This is a genomic window from Agrococcus sediminis (genome assembly GCF_007923295.1).
GTDB classification, from domain to species: Bacteria; Actinomycetota; Actinomycetes; order Actinomycetales; family Microbacteriaceae; genus Agrococcus; species Agrococcus sediminis.
Map to the genome: position 1 here is coordinate 201,840 of NZ_VOIR01000015.1, position 22,430 is coordinate 224,269.

14 protein-coding genes are annotated in these 22,430 nt (G+C 75.6%); 10 read left to right on the forward strand and 4 right to left on the reverse strand.

Annotated features, from left to right (window positions below; genetic code table 11):
* The first annotated feature begins 1 nt into the window (after nucleotide 1).
* The 4 genes from FQ330_RS10245 to FQ330_RS10260 all read left to right on the forward strand — a co-directional run bounded on the left by FQ330_RS10245 (nucleotide 2) and on the right by FQ330_RS10260 (nucleotide 5,030).
* On the forward strand, nucleotides 2-1,690 hold the full coding sequence (locus FQ330_RS10245) for a RecQ family ATP-dependent DNA helicase (RefSeq protein WP_146357285.1): 1,689 nt from the start codon (nucleotides 2-4) through the stop codon (nucleotides 1,688-1,690).
* A 416-nt stretch (nucleotides 1,691-2,106) separates the two neighbouring features.
* Nucleotides 2,107-3,678, forward strand: coding sequence for an HNH endonuclease signature motif containing protein (locus tag FQ330_RS10250; protein WP_146357287.1), 1,572 nt, complete (start codon nucleotides 2,107-2,109; stop codon nucleotides 3,676-3,678).
* Between the two features lie 2 nt (nucleotides 3,679-3,680).
* Complete coding sequence (locus FQ330_RS13350; RefSeq protein ID WP_192575919.1) at nucleotides 3,681-4,016, forward strand: TfoX/Sxy family protein; 336 nt, start codon at nucleotides 3,681-3,683, stop codon at nucleotides 4,014-4,016.
* A 60-nt stretch (nucleotides 4,017-4,076) separates the two neighbouring features.
* Entirely contained in the window at nucleotides 4,077-5,030 is a 954-nt protein-coding gene (locus FQ330_RS10260; protein ID WP_146357291.1) for an aldo/keto reductase, read from the forward strand.
* Nucleotides 5,031-5,032: 2 nt separating this feature from the next.
* On the opposite strand, the gene FQ330_RS10265 is transcribed toward FQ330_RS10260, so the two are convergent.
* The 4 genes from FQ330_RS10265 to FQ330_RS10280 form a co-directional block, all read right to left on the reverse strand.
* Nucleotides 5,033-6,046 carry an LCP family protein gene (locus FQ330_RS10265; protein WP_192575920.1) on the reverse strand — a complete coding sequence of 338 codons (1,014 nt, stop codon included), beginning with the start codon at nucleotides 6,044-6,046 and terminating at the stop codon, nucleotides 5,033-5,035.
* A gap of 93 nt (nucleotides 6,047-6,139) precedes the next feature.
* Nucleotides 6,140-7,159, reverse strand: coding sequence for an LCP family protein (locus FQ330_RS10270; protein WP_146357295.1), 1,020 nt, complete (start codon nucleotides 7,157-7,159; stop codon nucleotides 6,140-6,142).
* A 47-nt stretch (nucleotides 7,160-7,206) separates the two neighbouring features.
* Complete coding sequence (locus FQ330_RS10275; RefSeq protein WP_146357297.1) at nucleotides 7,207-8,931, reverse strand: gamma-glutamyltransferase family protein; 1,725 nt, start codon at nucleotides 8,929-8,931, stop codon at nucleotides 7,207-7,209.
* Between the two features lie 10 nt (nucleotides 8,932-8,941).
* On the reverse strand, nucleotides 8,942-11,125 hold the full coding sequence (locus tag FQ330_RS10280) for a heavy metal translocating P-type ATPase (protein WP_146357299.1): 2,184 nt from the start codon (nucleotides 11,123-11,125) through the stop codon (nucleotides 8,942-8,944).
* Between the two features lie 113 nt (nucleotides 11,126-11,238).
* Here FQ330_RS10280 and FQ330_RS10285 point away from each other — a divergent pair, with 113 nt between their 5' ends.
* The 6 genes from FQ330_RS10285 to FQ330_RS10310 are packed head-to-tail and all read left to right on the forward strand — an operon-like array spanning nucleotide 11,239 to nucleotide 22,429.
* The gene (locus FQ330_RS10285; protein ID WP_146357301.1) at nucleotides 11,239-12,291 is read left to right on the forward strand and encodes a DUF4192 family protein; all 1,053 of its coding nucleotides are present in this window, start codon (nucleotides 11,239-11,241) and stop codon (nucleotides 12,289-12,291) included.
* Nucleotides 12,292-12,300: 9 nt separating this feature from the next.
* A complete protein-coding gene (locus FQ330_RS10290; RefSeq protein ID WP_146357303.1) occupies nucleotides 12,301-13,485 on the forward strand; it encodes an NAD(P)/FAD-dependent oxidoreductase in 1,185 nt (394 codons plus the stop codon).
* 46 nt (nucleotides 13,486-13,531) lie between these two features.
* Nucleotides 13,532-14,374 (forward strand): PP2C family protein-serine/threonine phosphatase, encoded by an 843-nt coding sequence (locus FQ330_RS10295; protein ID WP_225792805.1) that lies wholly within the window; start codon nucleotides 13,532-13,534, stop codon nucleotides 14,372-14,374.
* Nucleotides 14,374-15,735 carry a serine/threonine-protein kinase gene (locus FQ330_RS10300; protein WP_146357305.1) on the forward strand — a complete coding sequence of 454 codons (1,362 nt, stop codon included), beginning with the start codon at nucleotides 14,374-14,376 and terminating at the stop codon, nucleotides 15,733-15,735. Before FQ330_RS10295 ends, FQ330_RS10300 begins: the two co-directional genes overlap by 1 nt.
* Nucleotides 15,732-21,458 carry an Ig-like domain-containing protein gene (locus FQ330_RS10305; protein WP_146357307.1) on the forward strand — a complete coding sequence of 1,909 codons (5,727 nt, stop codon included), beginning with the start codon at nucleotides 15,732-15,734 and terminating at the stop codon, nucleotides 21,456-21,458. Before FQ330_RS10300 ends, FQ330_RS10305 begins: the two co-directional genes overlap by 4 nt.
* The gene (locus FQ330_RS10310; protein ID WP_146357309.1) at nucleotides 21,446-22,429 is read left to right on the forward strand and encodes an AAA family ATPase; all 984 of its coding nucleotides are present in this window, start codon (nucleotides 21,446-21,448) and stop codon (nucleotides 22,427-22,429) included. The genes FQ330_RS10305 and FQ330_RS10310 overlap by 13 nt, the downstream gene beginning before the upstream one ends.
* The last annotated feature ends 1 nt before the right edge of the window (nucleotide 22,430 follow it).

Here is a 22,430-nt window from a genome sequence, read left to right on the forward strand (position 1 = left end):
CATGCCTGTCCGCACCATCCGTGACGATGCCGGCCCCGACGCGGAGGAGGCGGTCGACGAGCGGATCCTGGAGGCGGCGCGCGGCTACGGCTGGCCGAGCCTCCGGCCAGGGCAGGCCGAGGCCGTGCGGGCGCTGCTCGACGGCCATGACGTGCTCGCCGTCATGCCGACCGGGCACGGCAAGTCGGCGATCTACCAGCTCGCCGCGAAGCTCCTCGACGGGCTGACGGTCGTCGTCTCGCCGCTCATCGCGCTGCAGCACGACCAGGTCGAGCAGCTCGAGGGCCTCGGGGCCGACCCGGCGGTCGCCGTGAACTCGTCGCAGCGCGTCGGCGAGCACCGCGAGGCGTGGGAGGAGCTCGAGGCCGGCGAGGCGGAGTTCGTCTTCCTGGCGCCCGAGCAGCTCGCCCGCGACGAGGTGCTCGAGCGGCTGCGCGAGCTGCGGCCATCGCTGCTCGTCGTCGACGAGGCGCACTGCGTGTCGGCGTGGGGCCACGACTTCCGGCCCGACTACCTGCGGCTCGGGCACGTCGTCGAGGCGCTCGGGCATCCGACGACCGTCGCGCTGACGGCGACTGCCGCACCACCCGTGCGGGAGGAGATCGTGGAGCGGCTGCGCATGCGCGACCCGCGGCAGGTGGTGCGCGGGTTCGACCGCCCCAACATCTTCCTCGAGGTGCAGCGGCACAGCGACGACCACGAGCGGCGCGAGGCGCTCGTCGCCCGAGCGGTCGCCGAGGCGAAGCCGGGCCTCGTGTACGTCGCGACGCGCAAGGACGCGGAGCGCTACGCGGCCGACCTGGTCGCGGCCGGGGTTCGTGCCGAGGCATACCACGCCGGGATGGCGCGCGCCGAGCGCGAGCGGGTGCACGCCGCGTTCAGCGACGGGAGCGCCGAGGTCGTCGCCGCGACGTCGGCGTTCGGGATGGGCATCGACAAGCCCGACGTGCGGTTCGTGCTCCACGCCGCGCCGCCCGACTCGCTCGACGCCTACTACCAGGAGATCGGGCGCAGCGGCCGCGACGGCGAGCCGGCACTCGCGGCGCTGCTGCACCGGCAGGAGGACTTCGGGCTGCACCGCTTCCGCACCGGCGGGACCGCCGATGAGGAGATGCTCTCGGCCGTGGCCTCGCGCGTGCGACGGGCGAAGGAGCCCGTGCCGCCGGCGCGCCTGCGCGAGCGGCTCGAGGTCGGGGCGAGCCGGCTCACCGCGGCCGTGAACCTGCTCGAGCAGGTCGGCGCCGTCGAGACGACCGACGAGGGCGAGCTCGTCTGGAGCGCGGGCGCCGTGCGGCCCGCGGTCGAGGAGGCGGCGCAGATCGCCGAGGCGCGGCGCCGCGTCGACCGGTCGCGGGTCGAGATGATGCGCGGCTACGTCGAGACCGGCGGATGTCGCCGCCGCTACCTGCTCGGCTACTTCGGCGAGGAGCTGCCGGAGCTGTGCGGCGCGTGCGACACGTGCCGCTCGGGCTCGGCGGCGCGGGTCGAGGAGGCGCGCGCGGCCGCCGACGGGGCCGCCGGGGGAGCGGACGACTGGCACGTCGGCCAGCGCGTGCGGCACGAGGCGTGGGGCGAGGGCGGCGTCGTGAGCGACGACGGCGACCGCATCACCGTGCTCTTCGACGAGGAGGGCTACAAGACGCTCGCGGTCGAGGTGCTCGCCCGCACCGGAGCGCTGCAGCCCCTCTGACCCTCATCCGCCGGCGCCTCTCCGCTGGTCGAGCCGCGTCGCCGCCGCCTCCTCCCCGCTGGTGAGCCGCGGCGCCGCCGCTTCCACCCCGCTGGTCGAGCCGCGGCGCCGCCGCTCCCACGCCGCTGGTCGAGCCGCGCGGCCGCCTCCACCGCTGGTCGAGCCGCGCGGCCGCCTCCACCGCTGGTCGAGCCGCGCGGCCGCCGCAGGCGGCCTCGCGAGTCGAGACCACTCCGCAGCGTGCCCGCCCGCTCCCCATCCCGCTTGGTCGAGGAGCGCGCGGGCGCAGCCCGCTCGCGTCACGAGACCACGTGCGGCCGGCGTCTGGGTGGTCTCGAGACGGCCGGCTCCGCCGGCCTCCTCGACCAGCGGATGGGGGCGGATGCCATGTCAGTGCCCCGTGGTTCCATGCCTGCATGGACGGCGACTGGGGCCTCGACGCGGAGGACTACATCGCGTCGATCCGCGCCGGCGCGATCGACCCGTACGGCCGCACGGCGGCCGAGCTCGAGGACGAGCTCGCGGCGTTCGACCGCGACTGGGGCGAGCGGCTCGCTGCGCTCACGCCCGACGAGCTGGAAGCGGTCGTCGAGGGCCGGATGCGCGTGCCCGAGCTGCCCGGCCCGGCCGAGTCCGAGCGGGCGACCAGGCTGCGCCGCGAGGAGCAGTTCACCGGCCAGATCAAGGCGCTGCAGGCGCAGCGGGCGCGACTCGAGGCGCGGGAGCGGGAGCTGCTCGCCGCGCGCTTCCAGCGCGTCCGCGACGAGGGCGGCGAGGTCGTCACCGCGCTGCGGGAGGCGGCGTCGCTGCTCGCGGCCGAGCTGCGACAGTCCGACCGGGCCGTCGAGCGGCGGATCACCGCCGCGTGGCAGACGGTGACCGAGCTGCCCGCCGCGCACGAGGCGCACAAGGCCGGCCGCATCTCCGCCGGCCACCTGCGCGTCATCGAGCAGGCCACCCACCCGCTGCGCATCGACGTGGACGCCGACCCGGCAGAGCGCGCCCGCGTGGAGGCGGAGCTGGTGGCGATCGCGGAGACGACCACGCCCGCGCGCCTGCGGTCGCGGTCGAAGCGGATCGTCGACCGGGCGCTCACGCAGCCGCTGCAGCAGCGGCACCGGGCGGCGATGGAGCGGCGCGACATGTGGATGGTCGACGCCGGCGACGGGATGGTCGACATCGGCGCCCGCGTCCCGGCCGTCGTCGGCGCGGGCATCTTCGACCGGCTCACGCAGGCGGCCCGATCGAAGCCGAAGGACGACGCGCGCACCTGGGACCAGTTCCGCGCCGACGCGTTCAGCGAGCTGCTCCTCACCGGCCAGACGCCGGACGACCTGCACGCGACCAACGCGCTGACGGCCACCATCGCGATCACGATGCCCGCGACCGAGCTGCTGCGCGACACCGACGACGCGGCCGAGCCGCAGCTGCGCTTCCCCGCGCTGCTCGACGGCAGGATCCTCGTCGACTCCGCCACCGTGCGGGCGCTCGCCGCGGACACCACCACGTGGGAGCGGCTCTTCACCCACCCGGTGACGGGGCTGCCCGTCACCGTCGACACCTACACGCCCACCCGGGCGCAACGGCGCTGGCTGAGAGCACGGGATGGCCGCTGCCGCTGGCCCGGCTGCGCGAACCCCGTCGCCCCCGCCGACCTCGACCACACGATTGACCACGCCGCCGGCGGGCCGACCAGCATCGACAACTTGGCGCACCTGTGCCGCAGGCACCACACCATGAAGCACTCGACACGATGGAGCGTCCGGCAGCTGCCCGACGGGGTGCTCGAGTGGACGACACCCCTCGGGAAGGCCATCCGCGACGAACCCGAGCCGCAGGGCCCGCGCTTCGCCGAGGCGGCCGCGCCCTGGGGCACGCTGCCGGACGACGGCGGGCCGCCAGGCGAGGCGCCACCCGAGTGGGCGCATCCGCCGGACCACATCCCGGCCTTGACCTTGCCCTCGTCGGCGCCAGGCCGGAGCATCTGAGCATGCCGAACGCACCCGAGACGCTGGAGTGCATCCAGGAGGCCTTCGACCCGCTGCCCGTGCGGCTGCGCGCGATGTTCGGCGAGCACGCCATCTACTGCGACGACCGGATCTTCGGCTTCATCTGCGACGACACGCTGCTGCTGAAGCTCGTGCCCGAGGCGGAGGAGCTCACCGCGGCGCTCCCGCGCGGCGAGGCGTACCCCGGCTCGAAGCCCTACGGCATCGTCGACGACGATCGGCTGAGCGACGTCGAGTGGCTGCACGAGGTCGCGCAGACCATCGCGGCGACGCAGCCGCCCAAGCCGGTGCGAGGCTGTGGCGCGGGGCCCGGGTAGCGACCGGCCAGCGGCTGGCGCACACCGGAACCGAGGACGAGGCCGCCTAGGGTGGAGGGCATGACGCGCACACTGGGAAGCTCCGGCATCGAGGTCTCGACCATCGGCCTCGGCTGCAACAACTTCGGCCGCAAGGGCACCCGCACCGAGGACCAGGCCGGCACCGACGCCGTGATCCACGCGGCCATCGACCACGGCATCACGCTCTTCGACACCGCCGACATCTACGGCAACCCGGCCACCACCTCCGAGACCCTCATGGGCGTCGCCCTGCAGAAGGCCGGTAGCGCCGCACGCGACAAGGTCGTGCTGGCGACGAAGTGGGGCCACAGCGGCCTGGCGATCGAGGGCACCGAGACGTGGGGCGCGAAGGGCGCTCGGCAGTACATCCGCAGCGCGGTCGAGGCCTCGCTGCGCCGGCTCCAGGTCGAGCACATCGACCTCTACCAGATGCACACGCCCGACCCGTCGACGCCGATCGAGCAGACGGTCGCCGCGCTCGACGAGCTCGTCGCCGAGGGCAAGATCCGTGCCTACGGCCACTCCAACTTCTCGGCCGAGCAGATCGCCGCCGCCGCAGCCGTCGAGAGCCCGAACGGGTTCGTCTCGGCGCAGGACGAGTACTCGCTCGTCTCCCGGGGCGTCGAGCGCGAGGTGCTGCCGGCGGTGCGCGAGGCCGCCCTCGGCTTCCTGCCCTACTTCCCGCTCGCCAACGGGCTCCTGACGGGCAAGTACTCGCAGGGCTCCGGCCCCGACGACGCCCGCCTCACGCGCCTCAAGCCGCAGGTGCTCGAGGAGACGGACTGGAGCCGCATGGCCGAGTACGAGCGCATCGTCGCCCGCACGGGCTCGACGATGCTCGAGGTGACGTTCCAGTGGCTGCTCGCGCAGCCCGCAGTCACGAGCGTCATCGCCGGCGCCACCCGACCCGAGCAGATCGCCCAGAACGCGGCTGCCGGCCGCGGCGAGCTCGACGCCGGCACCGTCGAGGAGATCTCCGAGCTCTTCGCCTGAGCCTAGGGCGCGTAGTCGTCGCCGTGGGCGGCGACGTACGCGCGCACGTCGCCCGCGCGCAGCGCCTCGCCGAGCGCGGCGGTGCGCGGCGCGTCGACGATGTTCACGGATGCCCCGGCGCGGCCGGTGAACCCGGCCAGCGGGGCCATGAGGCAGAGGATGTCGTCGCGCTCGAGCTCCTGGCTGAGGGCCGCGAGCGCGACCATGTCGTCGATCTGCAGGTCGCCCGTGATGCGGACGGCCGAGGCGATGTGGACGAGCGCCGCCGTGAGCGCCGGCGGGTCGGCGGCCAGCTCGTCGAGGCGCTCGAGCAGCCCGATGATCGAGGCGCGCGCCCGCTCGGCGCGGTCGAGGTCGCCGTAGGGCAGGTCGATCCGCTGCCGCACGAAGTAGATGCCGTCGCCGTCGTCGAGCAGCAGGGGGTCGGCGGTGAAGTCGTAGTAGCGGCTCGCGCCGCCGTCGATCGCCCCGTCCACGAACCGGGCGACTGACGGGTTGCGGTTCTCGACCCAGAAGCCGTCGACCGCCTCGATCAGGCTGACGAAGCCCTCGTAGTTCGCCTGCACCACGTAGTCGATCTCGAGCCCGCCGAAGAGCTCCGACACCGTCGTCCGCATCAGCTCGGTGCCCCCGGCCGGGAACGCCGCATTGATCTTCGCCTCGCCCACGCCCGGGATGGTCACCCACGAGTCGCGCGTGACCGAGATCAGCGCGAGCGTCTGCCGGTCGGCGGAGAGCTGCGCGACGACGATCGTGTCGGGCCGGCCGCCCCAGCTGCCCGGCTCCTGCGCATCGGTGCCGAGCAGCAGGGCGGTGACCGGCCCCTCGGGGAGCGGATCGGCCGTCGCGGTCGCGGTCGGGGTCGGCGTCGGGGAGGGCTCGGAGGTGGGCGCCGGGGAGGCCGTCGGCGACTCCGTCGCGCGCGCGTCGGCGGTCGGCGTGGGGGAGGGCTGCGCGGGGCCGCAACCCGTCGCCGCGACCACCGCGACCACCGCGACCAGGCCGAGCCGGCGCATCCGCGCCCCTGCGCCGCGTGCTCGCATCATCGCCCCCTGCCGAGTCCGCGCTCAGGCTAGCGGCGCCGCGGCAGGTTTGGGAACAGCGTTACATCAAGGGACGTACCCCGTGCCGTGCGCGTCGACGTAGGGCTGGATGTCGCCGGCGCGGAGCGCATCGCCGAGCGCGGCCGTCTGCGCGGTGTCGACGACGTTCACCGACTGCCCGCCCTGCGTGCCGAAGCCGGTGATGGGCGCCATGAGGCTCACGACGTCGTCGCGCTCGAGCTCCTGGCTGAGGCTCGCGAGCGCGACCATGTCCTCGATGCTCAGCTCGCCGGTGATCTTGAGCCGGCCGGCGAAGTGGCTGAAGAGCTCGGGGAGCGCAGCCGGGTCGGCTGTCGCGATCTCGTCGATGCGCTCGAGCATGCCGGCGACGGCGGCGCGCTGCCGCTCCGCGCGGTCGAGGTCGCCCGCGGGCAGGCCCTTGCGCTGGCGCACGTAGATGAGGCCGTCGGTGCCCGACAGGTGCACCGGGTCGGCGGTGAAGTCGACGACCCGGCCGGTGCTGTTGACCGTCACCTGGGTCGGGTGCTGGTTGGCCGCGTCGAAGCCGTCGAGCGCCCGGGTCAGCGCGATGAAGCCCTCGAAGTCGGCCTGCACGACGTAGTCGATCTCGAGCCCGCCGAAGAGCTGCGAGACGGTGTCGCGCATCATGGGCGTGCCGCCGATCGCGAACGCGGCGTTGATCTTGCCAGCGCCGGCGCCGGGGATCTGCACCCACGAGTCGCGCGTGATTGACACGAGCGTCAGCGTGTCGCGGTCGGCCGAGATCTGGGCGACCATGATCGCGTCGGCGTTGCCGGTCATCGAGCCGGGCGTGCGCGAGTCGGTGCCGAGCAGCAGCGCGGTGACCGCGCCGTCGGGGAGCGGGTCGGCCGGCGCCGTGGGCGTCGGGCTCGGCGCGGCCGTCGGCGTCGGGGCGACCGCCGTCGGGCTCGGCGTCGCGGTCGGCGTCGGGAGCGGCTCCGACTGCGGCCCGCAGCCCGTGATCGCGAGCGTCGCGGCGAGCGCGACCGCCGCCCATCGCGCCGCCGCCGGCCCTGTGCGCGCTCGTCGGGTGCGTGCCTGCATCGTGTCGTCTCCTCGGGTCGTCGCGCTCCCGAGGCTAGCGGGCCGCCTCAGCGCAGCGCCGCGTAGCCCTGCTCGTCGCGCGCGTTCGACGCGGCGCGGATCGTGCCGTCGGGCTCGTGCGACGCGAACGAGAGCCGTCCGAGCGACCAGGCGCCCGCATCCGTGAGCACGTGCCCGCGGCGCGCGAGCTCGGCGAGCACGTCGTCGCCGAGCCGCGACTCGACGTGCAGCCCGCCCGGCTCCCACACCCGCGGCTCGAACGACGACACCAGGTGTGTCACGTGCCACGAGGGGGCGTCGATCGCCGCCTGCGGGTCGAGCCCGAGCACCCGCATGCCGAGCAGCATCGTGAGCTGCCACTGGTCCTGCTGGTCGCCGCCCGGCGTGCCGAGCGCCGCGGTCGCGCCGTCGTCGTCGACCAGCATCGTCGGCGACAGGGTCGTGCGGGGGCGGATGCGCGGGGCGAGGCTCGTGGCGAGGCCGTCCTCGAGCCAGAGCATCTGGGCGCGCGTGCCGAGGCAGAAGCCGAGGTCGGCGATCGTCGGGCTCGACTGCAGCCAGCCGCCGGAGGGCGTCGCCGAGATCACCATGCCGTCCTTGTCGACGACGTCGATGTGGCACGTGTCGCCGCGGGTGGGCTCGCCCGTGCCCGCCTCCTTCGGCGCCGCGCCCGCCGTGCCGACCACGGGCATCCGCGGCTCGCCGCGCAGCGCGCCGGGCCGCAGCTCGAGCGACGCCGCCTGCTCGATGAGGGCCCGCCGCTCGGCGAGGTAGGCGTCGTCGAGCAGGCCGGAGATGTCGGCGCCGTCGCCGAACCACGCGTCGCGGTCCGCGAGCGCGAGCTTCATCGCCTCGGCTGCGGCGTGCACGATGTCGGCGTCGAAGGCGTCCGCGCGCTCCGGGAGCAGCGGCTCGAGGATGCCGAGCGCCTCGAGCAGCGCCGGGCCCTGCGTCCACGCGCCGGCCTTGTGCACGGTCGTGCCGCGCCAGGGCATCGCGAGCGACGGCTCCCACGTGGGCCGCCACGCGGCCATGTCGTCGCCGGTGAGGAGGCCCTGGTGCGCGTCGCCGGAGGAGTCCATCGCGGCCTCGCGCCCGTGCCGGTCGACGGCCTCGGCGACGAAGCCCTCGCTCCACGCCGAGATCGCCGCGTCGCACGCGGCCTCGCGCCCCATGCCGCGGCCGGCGTCGGCGAGGCGGCGGTACGTCTCGGCGAGCGCGGGGTTGCGCACCACGTCCCATGCCTCGGGGGCCGGGTCGGCCCAGAGCGCCGCGGAGGCGGCCCAGTGCTCGCGGAAGAAGTCGGCGCGGCCGGCGATGGTGCGCGCGACGCGCGGCAGCACGCGGTGGCCCCGCTCCGCGAGCTCGATCGCGAACGCGAGCACGTCGGCCGGCGCCCACGTGCCGTGGTCGCGCACGAGCGTGAGCCACGCGGGCACCGCGCCCGGCACGACGGCGGCGAGCAGGCCGGTGCCGGGGATGTGCGCGATGCCCTCGGCGCGCATCCGCTCGATCGTGGCGGCGCCGGGCGTCACGCCCTGGCCGCACAGCACCTGCGGCTCCTGGCCGGGGAGCCGCACGATCGCCGGCAGGTCGCCGCCGGGGCCGTTCAGGTGCGGCTCGACCACGTGCAGCACGAAGCCGGCGGCCGCGGCCGCGTCGGCGGCATTGCCGCCCCGCTCGAGCACGGCCATGCCGCTCGACGAGGCGAGCCAGTGCGTCGAGGCGACGGCTCCGAACGATCCCTGCAGCGGCGGTCTGGTGCGCATCATGCGCGACACGCTATCGAGCGGCGCTGGCTGCCGGGTCGAGGTCGAGCCGCCGCAGCAGCTGCGCGTTGAACGCCACGACGATCGTCGACAGCGACATGAGCACGGCGCCGACCGACATCGGCAGCACGAAGCCGAGCGGCGCGAGCACGCCCGCGGCCAGCGGCACCGAGATGAGGTTGTAGCCCGCCGCCCACCACAGGTTCTGCACCATCTTGCGGGCGCTCGCGGTCGAGAGCTCCACCACCGAGAGCACGCTGCGCGGGTCGGAGCTCGCGAGGATCACGTCGGCCGAGGCGATCGCCACGTCGGTGCCGGCGCCGATCGCGAGGCCCACGTCGGCGCGCGCGAGCGCGGGCGCGTCGTTGACGCCGTCGCCCACGAACGCGACGGTGCGCCCCTCCTGCTGCAGCCGCGCCACCTCGCGCTCCTTGTGCTCTGGGCGCACGTTGGCGGCGACGCGGTCGATGCCGAGCTCCGCCGCGACCGCCTGCGCGACGGCGTCGGCGTCGCCCGTGACCATCGCGACCTGGATGCCCCGCCGGTGCAGCGCATCCACCGCCTGCCGCGACTCGGCCCGGATCTCGTCGGCGAGCCGCAGTGCACCGGCGACCCGGCCGTCGACGATGACGTGGAGGATGATCGCGCCGGCGTCCCGCCACGGCTCGACCTCGGGCAGCTCGTCGGCGCCCTCCTCCTGCAGCATGTGCGGGCCGCCGACCCGCACCGTGCTGCCCTCGACCGCAGCGGTGACGCCGACGGCGGGGGAGGAGGTGAAGTCGGATGCGCCGGGCACGTCGAGCGCGCCGTGCTCGGCCGCGCGCACGATCGCCCGGGCCAGCGGGTGCTCGCTCTGCGACTCTGCGGCGGCCGCGAGCCGCAGCAGCCGGTCGACGTCGCCGTCGACCGCGTGCGCCTCGACGACCGCGGGCTCGCCGGCGGTGAGGGTGCCCGTCTTGTCGAACAGCACGACGTCGACGCGGCGCATCGTCTCGAGGGCGAGCCGGTCCGCGATCAGCACGCCGCCGCGCGCCGCGCGCTCGGTGGCGATCGACACGACGAGCGGGATCGCGAGGCCGAGCGCGTGGGGGCAGGCGATCACGAGCACGGTGACCGCGCGCACGACTGCGTCGTCGGGCATGCCCGCGATCGACCAGACGACGGCGGTGATCGCCGCCGCGGCGAGCGCGAACCAGAACAGCCAGCCGGCCGCGCGATCGGCGAGCCGCTGCGCCCGCGACGAGGAGGCCTGCGCCTCGGCGACGAGGCGGCGGATGCCGGCGAGCGCGGTCTCGTCGCCGGTCGCGTCGACCTCGACCCGCACGCCGGAGTCGGTCGCGACCGTGCCGGCGACGACGCGGTCGCCCACGCCGCGCTCGACCGGCCGGGACTCGCCCGTGATCATCGACTCGTCGAAGCTCGCGGCGCCGCCGACGATCGCGCCGTCGGCCGGCACGCGGGCGCCGGGGCGCACGACGATCACGTCGCCGACGCGCAGCGCATCGGGGGCGACGCGCTCGGTGCCGCCGTCGACCTCGCGCTCCGCCTCGTCGGGCAGGAGCGCGGCGAGCGAGTCGAGCGCGGAGGAGGTCTGCGCGAGCGAGCGCATCTCGAGCCAGTGGCCGAGCAGCATGATGGCGACGAGCAGCGCGAGCTCCCACCAGAAGTCGAGCTGGTGGTCGGCGATGCCGAGCGTGGCCGCCCACGACGCGACGAAGGCCACGGTGATCGCGAGGCCGATGAGCAGCATCATCCCGGGCTTCCGCGCGCGGAGCTCCTCGACGGCGCCGGTGAGGAAGGGTCGCCCGCCGACCACGTACATGACGGTGCCGAGCAGCGGCGAGACCCAGGCGAGCCACGGCCAGTCGGGCAGGTCGTAGCCGACGATCATCGCGAACATGCCGCTCAGCAGCACGGTCGGCACCGCGAGCACGAGCATCGCCCAGAAGAGCCGCCGGTAGGTGGCGACGTGGTCGCCGTGGCCGGCGTGCCCCATGTGGCCGTCGGCGTGGCCCTCGCTGTGGCCCTCGTGGTTGCCCGGGGCGTGGTCGCCGTGGCCGGAGTGCGCCGGCTGCGCGGCGTGGCCCGCGTGCTCGGCGGTGACGGCCGGCGTCGCGCCGTGCTGCCCGTGGTCCTGCGCGTGCTCGTGGCCCTGGCCGTGGTCGTGATGCTGGTGGTTCCCCTGCGTCCCGCTCATGCACGCACGATATACCCCTAGGGGGTATAGCGCAAGGGGCTGCGGACGGTGCTTCTCCACAGGGGCGTCGACCGGCGGCGCGCGCTGCCTGGCCCATGCCGCACTGTCCCGCCATGGAGACCGTCCGCATCCGCACCCCGCAGTCCCTGCTCCGCCTGCTGCCGCACCTCGTCGGCGCCCCTGAGCCCCCGTGCCTCGTCGCGCTGCCGTTCGCCGGCGGGCGCTCCGGCATGCCGATGGTGCTCGACCTGCCGGATCGCAGCGCGGTCGCCGCGACCGCGCGGGCGGTCCGCGGCGGTGCGCGCGGCGCCGACGCCGTCGTGCTCGTCGCATGCCTCGCCGACCCGCTCGGAACCGGCGCGCTGCCGCGGCGGCTCGAGCTCGCGCGCGTGGCCGAGCGGCTCGAGCGCGCCGGCCTCCGCGTGCTCGACGCGCTCGCGCTCGGTCCCGACTCGTGGGGCGACTACGCGGCGCCGGATGCGGCGAGGGGCCCGCTCGCCGAGCTCGACCTGCTCGACGACCCGGCGCCCGGCGTGCCGCTGCCGGCACCGATCCCCGGCGCTCCGGAGACGGGCGACGACCGCTCGATCGCCGCGGTGCTCGGCTGGATCGACGCGCTCGGTGCCGCCGAGGTCGATGCCGCGCGCGACGACCCGATCGCCGCGCTCGAGCTCGCCGTCGAGCTCGCGCCCGGGCTCGGCAGCGGGCCGGGCGCGCTCGGCGTCGACCCGGCGAGGGCCGCCGCGCTCGCGATCGGCCTCGTCTGGAGCCCGCCTGTGCGCGACCTCGCCATCGAGCTCGCGCTCGACGGCGTCGACGCGGCGCGGGCCACGCTCGCCGCGCTCGACCGCGACGGCGACGTCGCGGGCGATGCCGCCGCGGCCCGCTTCCTCGGCACCGGCCCGGCGCCCGACGCCGCGCGCCTGCTCGACCGGCTGCGCCGCTGGAGCGCGATCGCCGAGGCCGCCCCGCTCGAGCTGCGCGCCCCGGTGCTCGTCATCGTCGGCTTCCTGCACTTCTTCGCGGGCCGGGGCCGCACGGCCGGCCGCTGCGCCGAGCTCGCGATGGCGATCGACCCGACGCTCACGATGGCCCCGCTGCTGCGCGACATCGTCGACGCCAAGGGCGCTCCCGACTGGGTGCTGCGCCCAGCCGACCCGGAGTAGCGTCGCGGCATGGCGAGCGAGCAGCGGCATGACGTCCTCATCATCGGCGGCGGCAACGGCGGGCTCTCGGCCGCGGCGCACCTGCTGCGGCGCGGCTGCCGCGACGTGGCGCTCATCGAGCCGGCCGAGCAGCACGTCTACAAGCCGCTGCAGCACTACGTGGGCACCGGCATCGCATCCCAGCGCGAGCTCTCCCGGCCGCAGGCGTCGCTCATCCCCGACGGCGTGCGCTGGTACCGCAGCGCCGCGGTCGCCGTCGACGCCGAGCGCCGTGCGGTGCGCTGCGCCGACGGCACCGAGGTGCGCGGCGCCGACCTCATCGTCGCGCCCGGCGCCCGCATCGACTGGTCGCGCCTGCCCGGCGCCGAGCGCGCGCTCGCCGAGGGCACGGCCGTCACGACGTTCGTCGACGACCTGCTGCCCCGCACGAGGCAGCGGCTCGACGCGCTCGACCGCGGCCGCGCCGTCTTCCAGGTGCACGAGCAGCCCGCCTCGGGCCGCGAGACCGCGTTCAAGCCGCTGCTCATCTCGTGCGACCGCTGGCGCGCCCGCGGCGTGCTCGGCCGCATCGAGGTGGTGCTCGTGCACGAGGGCGCGCGCCTGCACCCGGTCGCCGCGATCGAGGCGGAGATCCGCCGCCACCTCGACGACTACGGCATCGACGTGCGGCTCGGCACGCGCATCCGCAGCATCGACGGCGACGCCGTCGAGCTCGAGGGGCCCGCGGGGGAGACGACCCTGCAGGCCGACCTGCTGCACCTGCACCCGCCCTACGCGGCGCCCGCCTTCCTCGCCGCGTCGGGGCTCGACGACGCGAGCTCCGGCGGCTTCGCCGCGGTCGACCCCGAGACGCTCCGGCACCGCCGCCACCCGCGCGTGTGGGCCGTCGGCGACGGCGCCGACCTCGGGGACGCCCGCACCGGCGGCGCGCTCCGCGAGCAGGTGAAGACGGTGGTCGAGAACATCCGCCGCAGCCGCGCCGGTCAGCCGCTCGAGCGCTACGACGGCTACACGGTGGCGCCGATCGCGACCGCGCGGCGCAGCCTCTCCTTCGGCGAGTACGACCGCGCGCTGCGGGTGCGGCGCTCGCTGCCCGTGCCCGACGAGATCCGGTCGAGGCTCATCTGGCACGTGCTCGACCGCTACGGCCTGCCGCAGGTGTACTGGCACCGCATCCTCACGGGGCGGCTGTGACCGCGCGGTGCGAGAGTCACCGGCCGAGCATGGGAGACTGGCGGACGTGACCCACATCGGAGCTGCGACCGGCGAGCACGCCACCCAGGGGCCGGAGGCCCGGCAGTTCGCCGTGCGCTGGGCGGGGATGACCGACACCGGCTTCCGCCGCCAGCACAACGAGGACTCGCTCGTGACGCAGCCGCCCGTGTTCGCGGTGGCCGACGGCATGGGCGGCCACTCGCACGGCGACCTCGCGAGCCGGGCCGTCGTCGAGCAGCTCGGCACGCTCTCGACGCTCGAGAGCGTCGAGCCGATCGACGTCGTCGAGGCGCTCCGCCGCGCGACCGACGAGATCGAGAAGCTCGGCGAGGGCGAGGGCGCCGCGGGCACCACCGTCACCGGCTGCGCGTTCGCGGTGCACGAGGGCGCGCCGCACTTCGCGGTCTTCAACGTCGGCGACTCGCGCACGTACGCGATGCTCGGCGAGCGGCTGACGCGCATCACCATCGACCACTCCGTCGTGCAGGAGCTCATCGACGCCGGGCTCCTCACCGAGGAGGAGGCCGAGACGCACCCCGAGGCCAACGTCGTCACGCGCGGCGTCGGCGCCGGCATCGACCCGGTGCCCGACTACTTCCTGCTGCCGATCATGCCGCAGCTGCGCCTGCTCGTCTGCTCCGACGGCCTCACGAAGGAGGTGCCCGACATCGAGATCGAGCGCCTGCTCTGGGAGCACGCGGAGCCGGCGGCGGCCGCGAACGCGCTCGTCAGCGCCGCGCTCGACAGCGGAGGCCGCGACAACGTCTCGGTCATCGTCGTCGACGTCACGAAGGCGCCCTCGGTCGACGACGTCGACCGCACCGTGCCGCGGACGACGCTGCGCGACGAGGAGACGCGGCGGGCCTGATGGCGAGGCGGCTCCCCTCCGCGCCGCCGGTCCTGCCCGGCTTCTCGCACCTCCACGTGCTCGGCACGGGCGGGTACGCCGATGTCTTCCTCTACGAGCAGGCGCTCCCGCGCCGGCCCGTCGCCGTCAAGGTGCTGCTCGCCGAGCTCGTCGACGAGGACGTCCGCCGCTCGTTCCGCAGCGAGGTCAACCTCATGGGCCGCCTCTCGGCGCACCCCGGCATCCTCACCGTCCACAGCGCATCCGTCGCGAGCGACGGCCGCCCCTACCTCGTGATGGAGCTCGCGAACCCCGAGCTCGGCGAGCGGTTCCGCTCCGAGCCGCTCCAGCCCGAGGCGGCGCTGCGCGTCGCGATCCGCATCGGCGCGGCCGTCGAGACCGCCCACCGCGCGGGCGTGCTGCACCGCGACATCAAGCCCGCCAACATCCTCAGCACGGCCTTCGGCCACCCGGTGCTCAGCGACTTCGGCATCGCCGGCCTCCAGCACGACGCGACCGAGGCCGCGGGCGTCTCGGTGCCGTGGGCGGCGCCCGAGGTGCTCCGCGGCGAGACGGGCGGCACCGTCGCGACCGAGGTCTGGTCGCTCGCCGCCACGATCTTCTCGCTCATCGCCGGCCGCAGCCCCGCCGAGCAGCCGGGGCGCGCCAACGACCACGCGGCGCTCACCGAGCGGATCCTGGCCCACGACCTGCTGCCGTCGCGCGCCATCCCGGCGCCGCTGCGGCGCGTGCTCGACAAGGGCCTCGCCGCCAAGCCCTCCGACCGCTACGCGCGCGTCGAGGACATGCTCGTCGACCTGCAGGCCGTGCAGCGCGAGCTCGGCTTCGAGGAGACGCCGATCGAGGTCGAGATCGACGCGTGGGCCGCCGAGGCGCCCGCGCCCGACGCGGGCGTCGACGAGGACTCGGATGCGCTGCGGCTGCGCCAGCGCCGCTCCCGTCGGTCGGCGGGCATCACGGGCAGCCGGGTCGACATCTCGCAGTCGACGGGCCGGCGCGAGCCGCAGAAGCCCAAGCGCTTCGCGATCGGCCTCGGCATCGCCGTCGCGAGCGCGGTGGTGCTGGGCATCGTCGCGATCGCCGCGATCGCGCTGTCGAGCGTGTCGTCGCAGATCCCGCTCGTCGCCGAGATCGCCGTCGCGCCCGACTCGGGCCGGGTGTCGTTCACCTGGGAGGACCCGGGCCTCGTCGACACCGACACGTACCACGTGCGCACGTCCACGGGCGACGCCCTCATCCAGGGCGGGCGCGAGTTCACCCTCACCGGCGAGCCCGGCGAGGAGCTGTGCATCGAGGTCGCGGTCAACCGCGACGGCGCGACCGGCGAGGCGACCGAGGCCTGCGGGGAGCCGCTGCCGTGAAGCGCGGCACCGCGGGCGCCGCGCTCGGCACGCTCCTCGTCGCCGGCGTCGTCGCCGGAGCGGTGCTCAGCCCCGGCTACGCCGCCGTGGAGCCGCAGCTCGACGGCTCGAGCGTGTGGATCGCCGACGGCGAGGCCGGCGCGATCGGCCTCGCGAACACCGCGAACGCGACCATCGAGCGCGTGGTCGACGTCGGCGGCGTCGACGAGGCCCACCAGGCGACGAGCGGCACTGTCATCGTCGACCGCGATGCCTCGACCATCCGCGTCGTCCGCGACGGCGCCACCCGAGCGGACGCGGCCGTGCCGATCGCCTCGGGCGCCGACGTGCACGTGCGCGACGACCGCATCCTCATCACCTCGCCCTCCACCGGCGACGTGTGGCGCACGACGGTCGGCGCGGTCGCCGAGGGCGCGCGGCTCGAGGAGGAGGTCGTGGCGCTCGGCCGCGGCGGCGTCGCCGTGCTCGGCGAGCGCAGCGTGCTCGCCGCCTCGCCGGGGCTCGGCCGGGTGCTGCGCATCGACAGCGCGGGCGAGGTCGTCGCGACCGAGCGCGCGCCCGTGTCGCCCTCGGCGCCCGACCTGCAGCTCACGGCGCTCGGCGACGACTGGGTGCTCTACGACGCCGGCTCCGGCGTGCTCTCGACGAGCACGTGGCAGACGTCGGTCGACGCGAGCGGGGTGCGGCTGCAGCAGCCGGGACCCGCGGCGCCCGAGGTGCTGTACGCCGCCGACGGCACGCTCGTGCAGCAGGTGCTCGGCGTGCAGTCCTCCGAGGTGCTCGCCTCCGGCGCGAGCGGCCGTGCGGCGCGACCGGTGGTGTCCGACGGATGCGTGTTCTCGGCCTGGCGGGACGGCACGGCATGGCGCGCCTGCGACGCCCAGGAGCCGGTGGTGCTCGGCCTCGAGGGCGTCGGCGCCGAGGCCGACCTCCGGATCGTGCAGCGCGGCAGCGCGACGGCGCTCGTCGATCCCGCGAGCGGCGACGCCTGGGCGATCGACCGCGACGGCGAGCGCATCGAGGGGTGGCAGGTCGAGAGCGACGAGCCGACCCCCGAGCAGCCGACCGAGGGGGAGACGGTCGAGGAGACGGTCGAGGCCGCCCCGGCGCCCCCGGTCGCCGAGGACGACGAGCTCGGCGCCCGCCCCGGCGCCGTCACGGTGCTGCCGGTGCTGCTCAACGACAGCGACGCGAACGGCGACCCGATCGTGATCACCGACGTCACCGCGACGCCCGACGTGATCCCCGCCTCGATCACGCCCGACGGCCGCGGCATCCGCCTCGAGGGGCCGGAGGAGGGGGGCGTGCAGATCGCCTACCGGGTCTCCGACGGCACTGCCGGCGACGAGGCCGTCGCGACCGTCAGCATCCGCTCGGGGAACGAGCCGCCCGAGCTCGTGCGCCCGGCGCAGGCGACGCTCGAGGCCGGCGGCACGGTCGTGCTCGACGCCCTCGACGGCTGGCTCGACCCCGACGGCGACCAGCTCGCGGTCGTCGAGGCGACGGCCGCGGCGCCCGACCGCGTGAGCGTGCGCGCCGACGGCAGGCTCGAGTTCCGCGACGGCGGCGCGGGCGCGCAGCGCGAGGTGCAGGTGACCGTCACCGACGGGCGCACCACCGCGACCGCGCCCATCGCGCTCACCGTGCACGCCGGCGCCGTGCCGATCAGCGCGCAGCCCGTGACGGCCGTCACGCGCGTCGGCCAGCAGCTCGTGCTCGAGCCGCTGCTCGCCGCGCAGGGCGGCTCGGGCGAGCTGAGCCTGCACAACGTGGTCGCGAGCGGCCTGCCCGTGGAGCCGAGCCTCACCGAGGGCACCATCGCGGTCACGCCCACGGAGCCGGGCCTGCTGCGCTTCACCTACGTCGTCTCCGACGGCACGACCACGCAGGACGGGCTCGTCGCGGTGCGCGTGCTCGAGGGCGCCGACGCCTCCTCGCCGCCCGTGACGATGCCGTCGCGGGCCGCGCTGCCCTCGATCGGCTCCGTCGAGCTCGACGTCGACGACCTCGCGTTCGACCCGTCCGGCGGCGTGCTCGCGCTCTCGCTCGCCTCGAGCGGCTCCGATGCGGTGCGCGCGGAGGTCATCGACGGCGAGCGGCTGCGCCTCGGCCTCGCCGACGCGCTCGAGGGCGAGGCGACGGTGCGGTACACCGTCACCAACGGCATCCAGAGCTCCGCCGGCGAGCTGCGCATCTCCGCCGCGGGCGGCGCCTCGGTGCAGGCGCCCATCGCCCGCGACGACGCGGTCTCGGTGCGGCCCGGCGGGCTGGTCGAGATGCCGGTGCTCGTGAACGACGAGCATCCGGACGGCCTCGCCATCGCGCTCGAGCCGCAGGTGGTGGCGACGCCGGAGGCCGGCCTGCTCTTCGTTCACGGGGACCGGATGCGCTACGTCGCCGGCGAGGAGGCCGGCACGTTCACGGCCACCTACGCGGTGCGCGGTCCCGACGGGCAGACGGCCACGGCCGACATCGCCCTGCGGGTCGCGGCCGCGGCGCGCACGACGAACGCCGCGCCGGAGGCCCCGACCGTCGAGGCGCGCGTCGTCGCCGGCGCGAGCGTCGACCTCGAGCTGCCGATCTCGAACGCCGACCCGAACGGCGACCCGGTGCAGCTGCTCGGGCCGTCGACGGCGCCCGCGCTCGGGTTCGTGACGCAGGCCGGCCGGTCGACGCTGCGCTACCAGGCGGGCGACTACTCGGCGGGGACCGACGAGTTCCGCTACCGCGTCGTCGACGACCTGGGCGCGGTGGGCGAGGGGGTCGTGCGCGTGGCCGTGGTCGAGCCGTCGCCCGCGCTGCCGCCGGTGCTCGGCGCCGACGAGGTCGTCATGCGCCCCGACTCGACGCTCGTCGTGCCGGTGCTCGAGAACGACCGCGACCCGGCCGGGCTGCCGCTCGAGATCGTCGGGGTCGACACGGCCTCGCCGGGCGCCTCCGCCGAGGTGCGCGACGGCGCGGTGCACGTCGCAGCCGGCCCCGACAGCGCCGACATCGGCATCGTCGTCACGGTCGAGAACTCCGCCGGCACGTCCGCGGCGAGCTGGCTGCGCGTGGAGGTCGACCCGGCCGCGCCGCCGCCGCCGCCCGACGTCGAGGACGTGCAGGTGCCCATCCAGTCGATCGCCGACGCCGACGCCGTGCGCATCGATCCGCTCGCGTACGCGAGCGTGCGCGATGGGCGCTCCGACGTGCTCGAGGCGACCCTGCCGATGGCGGCCGCCGGCGTCGAGCTGCGCGAGGACGGCACCGTCGAGATCCCCGTCGGCGAGCGCACGCGGTTCGTGCCGTTCACGGTCGTGCGCACCGACGACCCCTCCGCCGTCGCGACCGGCATCATCGCGGTGCCCGGCAGGCTCGACGCCCTGCCGCAGCTGCGGCCCGGGGTGGCGCCGCTGTCGGTGCGCTCCGGCGAGACGCTCGAGATCGCGATCGACGACGTGGTCGACACCGTCGACGGCGACGGCGCGGTGCTCACCGACGCGAGCGCCGTGCGCGCGTCGCCGACGGACGGCTCCAACCCGGTGATCGACGAGCGCACGCTGCGCTTCGTGCCGCCGCCGGGCTACTACGGGCCGGCGAGCATCACCTTCGAGGTCACCGACGGCGACAGCCCGACCGATCCGGACGGGCGGGTCGGCACGATCGTGCTGCCGATCGAGGTGCTCGCGGGCGACGACGTGCCGCTCACGGTGCAGGGGGCGTACGTGCAGCTCGAGCCCGGCGCCGAGCGCGTCATCGACCTGACCCGCATCACCCGCGCGCCCGACCCGGACCGCCTCGACGGCGCCGGCTGGGAGGTGCTCGGCGACGTGCCCGCCGGCTTCGAGACCTCGGTGTCGGGCGCCGAGCTGACGGTGCGCGCGCTCGAGACCACGCCGGCCGGCACCACGGCCGAGCTGCAGCTCGGCGTGAGCGACGGCGCCGGGGAGGGCGTGCCGGGCGGCATCGTGCTCTCGGTGATCTCGTCGACCGCTCCGCGGGTGGCGCCGCTGCCCGACGAGGTGACGGTGCAGCGCGGCTCGAGCGCGCAGGTGGCGCCGCTCGCCAACGACGAGTCGTCGAACCCCTTCCCCGGCACGCCGCTGCGGCTCGGCGACCTCCGCACCGCAGGCGCCGCCGAGCGCGGCGTCGAAGCGAGCCTCGACGGCGGCACGGTGACGATCTCGGTCGGCGCGGGAGCCTCGATCGGCGCGACCATCGTGCAGGTGCTCGTGCTCGACGCCACCGGCGACCCCCGCCGCGGCGTGTGGAGCCCCATCACCGTGACCGTGCAGGACGTGCCGGATGCGCCGGCGCCGCCCGTGCAGGCGTTCGACGAGCACGTCGACGGCGTGGTGTTCATGACCATCGAGCCCCCGGCGGCGAACGGCAGCCCCGTGACGGGGTACCGGATCGTCGGCGACGGCGTCGACGTCGCGTGCGGCGCGGAGCCGCGCTGCCGCATCGACGGGCTGCCGCTCGGCCGCGACGTGCGGCTGCGCGCGATCGCGACGAACGCGCTCGGCGCGAGCGAGGCATCCGCCCCCTCCGAGCCCGTGCACGCCGACCGGCTGCCCGCGGCCGTGCCGCGCATCACGGCGACCCCGGCCGCGCAGCCCGGCGCCGTGCGCGTGCAGTGGCAGGGGGTCGCGCAACCGCAGGGCGGCACGCCCATCGAGGCCTACCTCGTGCGCATCACGGGCAGCGGCGTCGACCAGGTCATCCGCGTCGGCGCCGCCGAGCGCACCGTGACGGTGCCCGATCTCACGCCCGGCCGCGCGTACGCGGTCGAGGTGGCCGCGACGAACGACGCGGGCGTGCCCGACGCCGCGTGGCGCTGGCCCGCCGCGCCGGTGCCCATCACGGCGGTGGGGGAGCCCGGCACCGCGCCGGTGCTCATCACCGGACGCTCCGGCGGCTCGGTCACGGTGCGCTGGTCGGCCGTCGACGCCGGCGGCGCCGCCGCGGTCGGCTACACCGCGCGGATCGTGCCGGTCGCCGACGCTACCTCGCTCGACTGCGCGAGCACCGGCACCGGCACGCCTGCCGGCGGCGCGCAGCTGAGCGCCACGCTCTCGGTCGCCCAGGGCTCGCGGGTCGTCGTCGCGGTCACCGCCGACAACGGCTGGCACTGCTCGGTGTCGGTCTCCGATCCCGTCTTCGGCACGCCGGCGGCGATCGACGCCTCCCAGGTCGAGGTCGCCTCGGGCGACGCGCAGGTGCGCGACGACGCGCGCGACCTGCAGCTCACCCGCGCGCCCGCCGTGCCGGAGGGGCAGTGGATCGAGGCGCGCGTGCGCCAGTCGCCGCAGGCCACCGAGCCCGGCTGGCGCCAGGTCGCGCAGGGCGCGTGGCTCACGCCCACCACCACCTCGTTCGTCTACGGCCGCGACGCGAGCGTCGAGCTGCGCGCGTGCGCGCCGTCGGGCGCCGGCTCGGGCTCGGTGTGCTCGGCGCCCACGACCGTCGGCAGCGCGATGCCGCTGAGCCTGAGCGCGATCGTCACCGCCTGCCGGCCGCTCGTGCCGCTCGAGGCGACGGCGCCCCAGAACGCGACGCTGTCGGCGCGCGGCAGCGTCGTCGCCTCGTACCTCGTCGACGGTGCGTGGACCGCGGAGCAGCCCGCGAGCCAGCGCGTGCCCGCCGGGGCGACGCGGGTGCGGGCCACGGGCGTCGTAACCTATCTGGAGTCCGGGCCCCACAGGGACCCCGTGCCGACCGTGGCGGGATGCGGGCTGTGATCAAGAGTGAGGAGCCTGCCGTGAGCGTCGACGTCGCGAGCATCCAGGAGCTGGCGGAGCACGTCGTCGAGCGCGTCGAGCGGGTGCTGGTGGGCAAGCCGCACGTGGTGCAGCTCGCGCTCACCGCCATGCTCAGCCACGGCCACCTGCTCATCGAGGACAACCCGGGCACGGGCAAGACGTCGCTCGCCCGCGCGCTCGCCGCGTGCATCCACGGCACCGCGAGCCGCATCCAGTTCACCCCCGACCTGCTGCCCGGCGACATCACCGGCGTCAGCATCTGGAACCAGGGCACGCGCGACTTCGAGTACCGCCCGGGTCCGGTGTTCGCGAACGTCGTGCTCGCCGACGAGATCAACCGTGCGAGCCCGAAGACGCAGTCGGCGCTGCTCGAGGTCATGCAGGAGGGCCGGGTCACCGTCGACGGCATCACGCACCCGGTGCCGCAGCCGTTCATGGTGATCGCGACGCAGAACCCCATCGAGCACGCGGGCACCTACCAGCTGCCCGAGGCGCAGCTCGACCGCTTCGCGCTCAAGGCGTCGATCGGCTACCCCGACCACGCGTCGACACTGCGCATCCTCGCCGACTCGGGCGACGAGCAGTCGCCCGACGAGATCGTGGCGGTGGCGGATGCGCGGGCCGTGCAGGAGATGGCAGCCCGGATCCGGCAGGTCCACGTCGAGGCGTCGATCGTCGACTACGTGGCGCGGCTCGTCGAGGCGACGCGCGAGGCCGACGAGGTGCGGCTGGGGGTCTCCGTGCGCGGCGCGCTCGCGCTCGTGGGCACGTCGCGGGCATGGGCGGCCATCCACGGCCGCGACTACGTGACGCCGGACGACGTGAAGGCGCTCACGGTGCCGACGCTCGCGCACCGGCTCGTGCTGCAGCCCGAGGCCGAGTTCGACGACGTCCGGCCCGAGAGCATCGTGCAGCAGCTCATGCTCACGGTGGCGCCGCCCAGGCGCTGAC